This window comes from Pseudoalteromonas sp. SG41-2, assembly GCF_014164535.1.
In the GTDB taxonomy this organism is placed as follows: Bacteria; Pseudomonadota; Gammaproteobacteria; order Enterobacterales; family Alteromonadaceae; genus Pseudoalteromonas; species Pseudoalteromonas rhizosphaerae.
The window spans coordinates 1-512 of record NZ_JACJFK010000117.1 but is presented as its reverse complement, the minus strand read 5'-3'; the positions used below and the strand labels follow the sequence as shown (position 1 = coordinate 512).

1 protein-coding gene is annotated in these 512 nt (G+C 43.2%); it reads left to right on the top strand.

Features of this window, described 5'->3' with window-relative positions:
- On the top strand, window positions 1-512 hold a 512-nt coding region (locus tag H5186_RS22715; RefSeq protein WP_182795061.1), incomplete at both ends, for a PAAR-like domain-containing protein.

The following is a 512-nucleotide window of genomic DNA, read 5'->3' as shown; positions in this document are numbered from 1 at the left end:
GCCGCCTTTTTAGCTGAGATTGCCAGGCCAAAATACCGCGAGAAAACCCTCGGTGAAATGGTAAATATTTTTATACCTGATTATATTATTCCACCGCCACAATGGGATAGCCAAAAAAACGAACCAAGGCTGCCATGGAATGAACCGCAAACTAATATGGATGTAAATAAACCCGTTAGTAACGCGCAAGCATTCTTAGATTTAGTATCAACGCATTTAGGTTGGCAAGCCGGTAACCAAGAGCAGCTTATTAAAGATACAGCTTCACAAGCACCACAAGTACAAGCTGTATCGGGGCAAAATGTGCTGATAAATGGTCGCACCGCTGTACATCAAGATAGTGGCGGCAAACTTATGACGGTGGATGTCTGCTTAACCACAATTGGGACTAGCGTTGTACCAATTCCATACGCAAATAAAGCGCAATCAAGTGACGTTACAGATGTTGCCAGCTCAGTAAAAGTCAATGGCAATGGCGCCGCTAATATAAATAGCACTTTTTCACAAAGCTC